Origin of the sequence: Polaromonas sp., assembly GCF_039930745.1 — a bacterium.
GTDB lineage: Bacteria > Pseudomonadota > Gammaproteobacteria > Burkholderiales > Burkholderiaceae_C > Polaromonas.
Genome location: NZ_JBDTTH010000010.1, coordinates 85,940 through 92,035, shown reverse-complemented (window position 1 = coordinate 92,035; position 6,096 = coordinate 85,940). Strand labels below are relative to the sequence as shown.

Genomic DNA, 6,096 nt, shown 5'->3' with positions numbered 1-6,096 from the left:
GACGGCCTGGTGCTGCACGGCGGCGCCGATGTCTGGCCCGGCAGCTACGGCGAAGACCCGCTCGAAGAGCGCTGGTCGGGCGACCGCGTGCGCGACGAATACGACAAGGCCCTGGTTGCCTCCTTTGAAAAAGCCGGCAAGCCCGTCTTCGGCATCTGCCGCGGCCTGCAACTGCTCAACGTCGCGTTTGGCGGCACGCTGTACCAGGACATCGCCACCCAGGTGCCCGAGTCCTTCGTGCACCGCGACGCGGTGGTTTACGACCAGAATTTCCACAGCGTGGAGATTGTGCAGGGCACACAGCTGTCCCGCCTGTACCCGGGCGTGGAACGCGCCCGCGTCAACAGCATTCACCACCAGGGCATCAAGGACCTCTCGCCCGAGTTCGTGGCCGAGGCTTTCAGCGTGCCCGACGGCATGGTGGAAGCCATACGCCGCAAGGACCCGGCCAAAAGCTACATCGCGGCACTGCAGTGGCACCCGGAATTTCACCAGCCGGGGTCAGACACGATTGACGATGCGGCGGTGCTGGAAGATTTTCTTTGCGCCGTGAGAGACGCGAAGAACCATGCACCGGTGGGGTAGTGCTGCAATTTGCATGACCGAGCAGACCGAACACACACCCTTGGGCGTCCGCGGCCAGCCTCATGCTACAAATTTAATAGCCCGCTTCGACCGTCACATAAGGGCCAAATGCAAGTTTGGCGTGATATGTCGGCAGTGGATCCGATTTCACGACCGCAGGCGCTGCCCATAGCCGGCACATACTGGCCATACAGGCTGTCAGCCCCCTTACACTGCAGATTCAAAAAAAAACTGCAGGGGGAGAGTATGTGGATAGTCGGTGCAATAGTCGGCCTCGCGTTGGGCGCGATGATGAACTCGGGCATGTTGGCGCTGGCTTTGGCGGCGGCGGGCGCATGGATCTTTCCCAAGCTTTTCGGCAAGACCTCGCCTGAACTTGCGCGGGCCACGCCCAAGACCCAGCCGGGCACATTCCCCGCCGAAGAACCAGAGGCCCCAGCCGAAGAAGACGGACCACCGGTCGATGTGCGCCGCTTGCAACGGCGCGTCACCGAACTGGAGTTGCGCATCCAAATCCTGGAGCGGCGTGCCGCTCCGGATAGCGTCTCCGCCGCCGCCGCGGCTGCTGCACCTTCGGAGGCATCCCCAGCGCCCGCTGCGGAGGCCCAGCCAGCCGCTGTACGGCCAATGGCCGCTTCGCTCTCGGTCCCGGCTCCTGTTCCTCCAGCCGGCGTCGACAGGCCGGTACCGGTGCGGCCGTCATCGATTGCGACTGCCGATAACACGGGGTTCGCCGACACCAGCCCTTCGCCCCTGAATGCGGAGACCGACAGCCCGGCACCGGCCCCACGCCGCCAGCGCCCGCCGCCCCCGCCGCCGTCCTTGCCCTGGCGCGAACGGCTGCCGGCACCTGTCGCAGCGCTGATCTTTGGCGGCAACACACTGGTCAAGCTAGGTGTGCTGATCCTCTTTTTAGGCCTGGCCTTTTTGCTGCGCTATACCGCCGAGCGCGTCACGGTGCCGGTCGAGTTGCGCTACGCGGCCGTCGCGCTGGTCGGTGCGGGCCTGTTGGCCCTGGGCTGGCTGCTGCGCCGCAAGCGCGCGGACTATGCCCTCATCCTGCAAGGCGCGGGTATTGGTGTTTTTTACCTGACGACCCTGGCCGCCATGAAAGTCTCCGGCCTGTTGCCCGCGACCGCCGGCTTCGCTTTTCTTTTTGCCGTGGCTGTGCTGGCCGCCGCTCTGGCTGTGCTGCAAAACGCGCCCATGCTGGCCATCGTGGCGGTGGTCGAGGGCTTTGCCGCACCCGTCCTCGCTTCCACCGGCCAGAACCGGCCCGTCGGGCTTTTCACCTACCTGCTGGTGCTCGATATCGGCATCGTGCTGATGGCGTGGTTCAGGGCCTGGCGCGTGCTCAACCTGATCGGTTTCGTGGCCACCTTCACACTGGCCGCGGCCTGGGCACAGCGTAATTACACCGACGACCAGTTCGGCGTGGTCCAACCCTTCCTGATCGTGTTCTTTGTGCTGTTCACAGCCATCGGCCTGTTGTTTGCACGCCGCACACTGGCAGACACGTCGCCCGACACGGCGCAGCCGCTGGCCAGCCGCGCGGCCGACACACTGCGCCGCGTGGGCCGTGTCGACAGCGCACTGGTTTTCGGCGTGCCGATGGCAGCCTTCGGCATGCAGTACCTGCTGATGCGCCCTTGGGAGTTTGGCGCTGCCTTTTCAGCGCTGGGCCTGGGCGTGATTTACCTGCTGCTGGGCCGCATCGTCTTTGCGACACAGCCGCGCGGGCTGGCGTTGCTCGCCGAGGCCTACGCCATCGTCGGCGTGATTTTCGGCACGCTCGCCATCCCGCTTGGCCTTGAAGGCCAGTGGACCGGCGCAGCGTGGGCGGTCGAGGCGGCGGGCATGTACTGGCTGGGTGCGCGCCAGGCCAGGCCATACGCGCGTGCGTTTTCCTTTCTCGTACTGCTGGGCGCCGCCTTCAAGCTGCTGCAGGACACCCGGCTCGACGGTGCGCTCGACCATGCATTGCTGCAGGGCTCCACCATCGGGCCGCTGCTGCTCGCCGTCGGTGCCTTTTCAATGTGGACCATGCACGGGCGCAGTAAACTCGACCAGGACAAAAACTGGGAAGCGCTCGCCGGCATCGCCCTGCCTTGGCTCGCCATGGCCGCGCTCACCCTGCTGCAGTGGCAGTGGTGGACGCCACCTTGGGCGGCCGCCGCAACGGCCGTGCTGGCGTCGGTGGCTTTTATCATCGCAACTCGCTTCGATCTCAGGCCACTGCCGTCGGTCAGCTACGGCATGCAGGCGCTGGCCGTGGCCGGCTTTGTCGCGACGCTGCATCGCGGCGACGCCGACAAGGCGCTGGCCAGCGGCTGGCAGGGCGCAGCCGTCGGCGGGCTGATCGCTCTGAGCATTCTGGGCACGACGGCCTGGACCATGGCTCGGGCTCGGCGTGCGGCGCTGGCGCGCGGCCTGGCGCCGGACTGGTCGCTCGCCAATATCGCCGCGGTGCTCACCGGCACTGGCCTGCTGCACCTCGCAATGCTGTTCCAGCTCAGCCTGCAACAGGCCGCGCTGGTCTGGCCGCTGAGCGCGCTGGTCGTGCTGTGGGTGGCACTGCGCATGGCCCACGCGCCACTGGCGGCGCTGGCCGCCGGCCTGCATGTTGTTTCCGGGGTTCTGCTGCTGGTCTTTACCCCGCGGCACACCGGCGTGCTGCCGGCCTTTGCACACATGGGCTTCTGGACCGCCGTGGTGCTGGGCCTCAGCGCCCTGCTGGCCGGCGCGTGGATTCAGGAAGAAGCACGCCCACGGACCGAAGAGGCGCGCACAAGGCGCTGGGTCAACTCCTGGTGCGCGCAGGGTCTGTGGCTGTGGGCGCCCGTGGTCATCGGCCTGTGGTGGTGGCTGGTGGCCTTGCTGGTCGAGAGCATCAACGTGCTGCAACGCCATGGCTTTACGGCCCAGGTCGCTGCGGCCTGTATCGCCATCGTGGTCGGCACGTCCCTGCTCTGCCTGATGGTGGCGCGCCGCCGCGACTGGAGCCAGCTCGGCCGCGCCACCCTGGCCACCTTGCCCGGCCTGGCCGCCATCGCTGCGCTTGCCGGCCTGGGCAGCCACACGATGTTTTATGTGCCGTCGAGCGGGCTCGGCTGGCTGGCCTGGCCGCTGGCCGCGCTGTGGCACCTGCCGCTGCTGCGTGGGCAGCAGCAATGGGTATCGGCGCGTGGGCTGCAACGCGTTCATATCGCCGGCTTCTGGTTTTTCCTGCTGCTGGCTGCGCGTGAATGCCAATGGCAATTCGCCAGCCTGGGCGACGCCTGGTCAAGCTGGGCGCTGCTGGGCTGGGTCATCGTGCCAGCGTTGTCGCTCTGGGCCTTGCGTTCACAGGCGCTACTCAAGCGTTGGCCACTGGCTAGCTATCGCAGCGCTTATCTCGAAACCGTTGCCTTGCCTGTGGCCCTTTATCTGCTGGCCTGGGCCTGGGTGACCAATGCAGGCAGCGCCGGCAACGCCTCGCCCTTGCCCTACATTCCGCTCCTCAATCCGCTGGAGCTTGGCAACTGGCTGGTGCTGCTGGCCCTGTTGCTCTGGTGGCGCGAATTGCCGGAGGCCTCGGCTGTGCGCGTGCCGCCGCGGGTGGCACAAGGCATCGCCGGCATCACAGCACTGGCCCTGCTCACGGGCATGGTGCTGCGCGCCTGCCATCACTACGCCGGCGTGCCCTGGGACTTTGACGCGCTTTGGGCCTCGCGCCTGACACAGGCCGCGCTGTCGATCACCTGGGCGCTCTGCGGCGTGCTGGCCATGGTGCTGGGCCATGGCCGTGCGTTGCGCCCGCTCTGGATGGTGGGTGCGGCGCTGCTCGGCGTGGTGGTGCTCAAGCTGTTCTTCGTCGAGCTGGCCGACCGCGGCGGCCTGTTCCGCATCGTGTCGTTCATCGGCGTGGGCGCGTTGCTGCTGCTGGTCGGCTACTTTGCACCGGTGCCGCCAGCAAAACAGGACGCAGCCATCAGGGAAGGAGAAGGCGCATGAGATTCCCGCCCTTTTTTCTAACCGCCGCGGCAGCGCTGTTGCTGGTCGCGCCGGTTTACGCGCAGCAGGGCGAGGCCAACGCGCCCGTCAGCCGGCAAGGCGGTGGCCCCTATTACCGCCTGACCTTGCCGGCGGCGCTCTATGGCCGCGCGGCCTACACCGACCTGCGTGACCTGCGTATCCGCAATGCCTCGGGCAACGCAGTACCTTACGGCTGGCTGCATGAAGAGCGCGAGGCGCCGCACACCGCGTCACAGAAAGTGCCGATTTTTGCGGCCCCGGCCAGTGCCGGTGCGGCGCCGTCCGATGCGCTGCTGAGTTTTCAGCTGCGCAGCGACGGTTCCCTGCTTTTGGTCAAACCGGTCGCACCGGTCGCCGGCGCCACACCGTGGCTGATCGATGTGAGCCAGGTACGCGGCAACCTGCTGCAGGCACGCCTGGAGGTCGCGGCCGGCACGCAGGGCGTGTTTGGTTACCGCCTTGAGGCCAGCGACGATCTGCGCAACTGGCGACCGATCGGCAGCGAAGAACAACTCGTCAAGCTCAGCCACAACAACCAGAATCTGGAACGCCTGGCCGTGGACCTCGGCGGCATACGGACGCGCTTTTTGCGGCTAAGCTGGACCGACCCAGCACAGGGCGCGCGACTCACGGCTGTGAACATCGATAGCGTGCTTGCCACGGAAGCCGCTGTGCCTCAGGAATGGTCGGAGGCCATCCAGCCCGAACGCTGCGCGGCCGCCCATTGCGATTACCTGCTGCCGCGCGGTTTGCCGGCGCGAAGCCTGCGCATCGCGCTGGCCGAGACCAACACCCTGGCGCAACTTGAGGTGCTGGGTCTGCCCGATCCGGCGCCGACCGCCGCGACGCTGCCGATCGTGCAGCCGCGGCACAACCCTCTGCATGTGCTGCGAAGGCAGCGCGACGCCACGCGGCCCGCTGCGGCCCCCGGTGAGGTCCGCCTGGCCGACAGCGTGGTCTACCGGCTCACGCAGGGCGGCGCCGAAGCACGCTCGCCGGAGATCGCGCTCGACGGCGCGGTCTACCCGAGGCTGCGGCTGCGCACGACCGGGCCGATTGCGCTGCTAGGCGCAACGCCGCCAGCGATCGCGGTGGCAACCACGCCGCGCACCCTGGTGTTTCTGGCACAGGGCCAACCCCCATTCAGCTTGGCCTGGAGAACCTCAGTCGAGCCCAACGCGGTGCCGACGAGCGGTGCGGCGCTGTCACTCTCAACACTGATTCCCGGGTATTCGAGCCGCAAGCCGGTCACGGCCGATCCTGCGTCGGTGGCCCTGGCGGTGCAGGCCACGGTCCCTGCAGCGCCGCCTGCCGCAGCAGCGGCTATGGAGACCGCGAACAACCCGGCTAAACGCACTGCCTGGCTCTGGGTCGCCCTGGCTGTCGGCCTGCTGCTGCTAGCTGGCATGGCCTGGTCACTGTTTGCGAGCATGAAAAAAAGCACGTAACCGGCTAGCCAGAACGTCGTTTTCTCACCGCCAACGGCGATCATTACGC

3 protein-coding genes are annotated in these 6,096 nt (G+C 67.1%); all 3 read left to right on the top strand.

Annotated features, from left to right (window positions below; translation table 11 throughout):
• Window positions 1-585 (top strand): gamma-glutamyl-gamma-aminobutyrate hydrolase family protein (locus ABI660_RS05990; protein WP_348065933.1); only part of this gene is annotated, 585 nt, incomplete at its 5' end.
• Between the two features lie 246 nt (window positions 586-831).
• On the top strand, window positions 832-4,578 hold the full coding sequence (locus ABI660_RS05985; RefSeq protein ID WP_348065931.1) for a DUF2339 domain-containing protein: 3,747 nt from the start codon (window positions 832-834) through the stop codon (window positions 4,576-4,578).
• Complete coding sequence (locus tag ABI660_RS05980) at window positions 4,575-6,047, top strand: DUF3999 domain-containing protein (protein WP_348065930.1); 1,473 nt, start codon at window positions 4,575-4,577, stop codon at window positions 6,045-6,047. Before ABI660_RS05985 ends, ABI660_RS05980 begins: the two co-directional genes overlap by 4 nt.
• Window positions 6,048-6,096: the final 49 nt, after the last annotated feature.

Coding starts and splice junctions, on each gene's coding strand:
- ABI660_RS05985 (WP_348065931.1), top strand. CDS start 832: ATGTGGATAGTCGGTGCAATAGTCGGCCTCGCGTTGGGCGCGATGATG.
- ABI660_RS05980 (WP_348065930.1), top strand. CDS start 4,575: ATGAGATTCCCGCCCTTTTTTCTAACCGCCGCGGCAGCGCTGTTGCTG.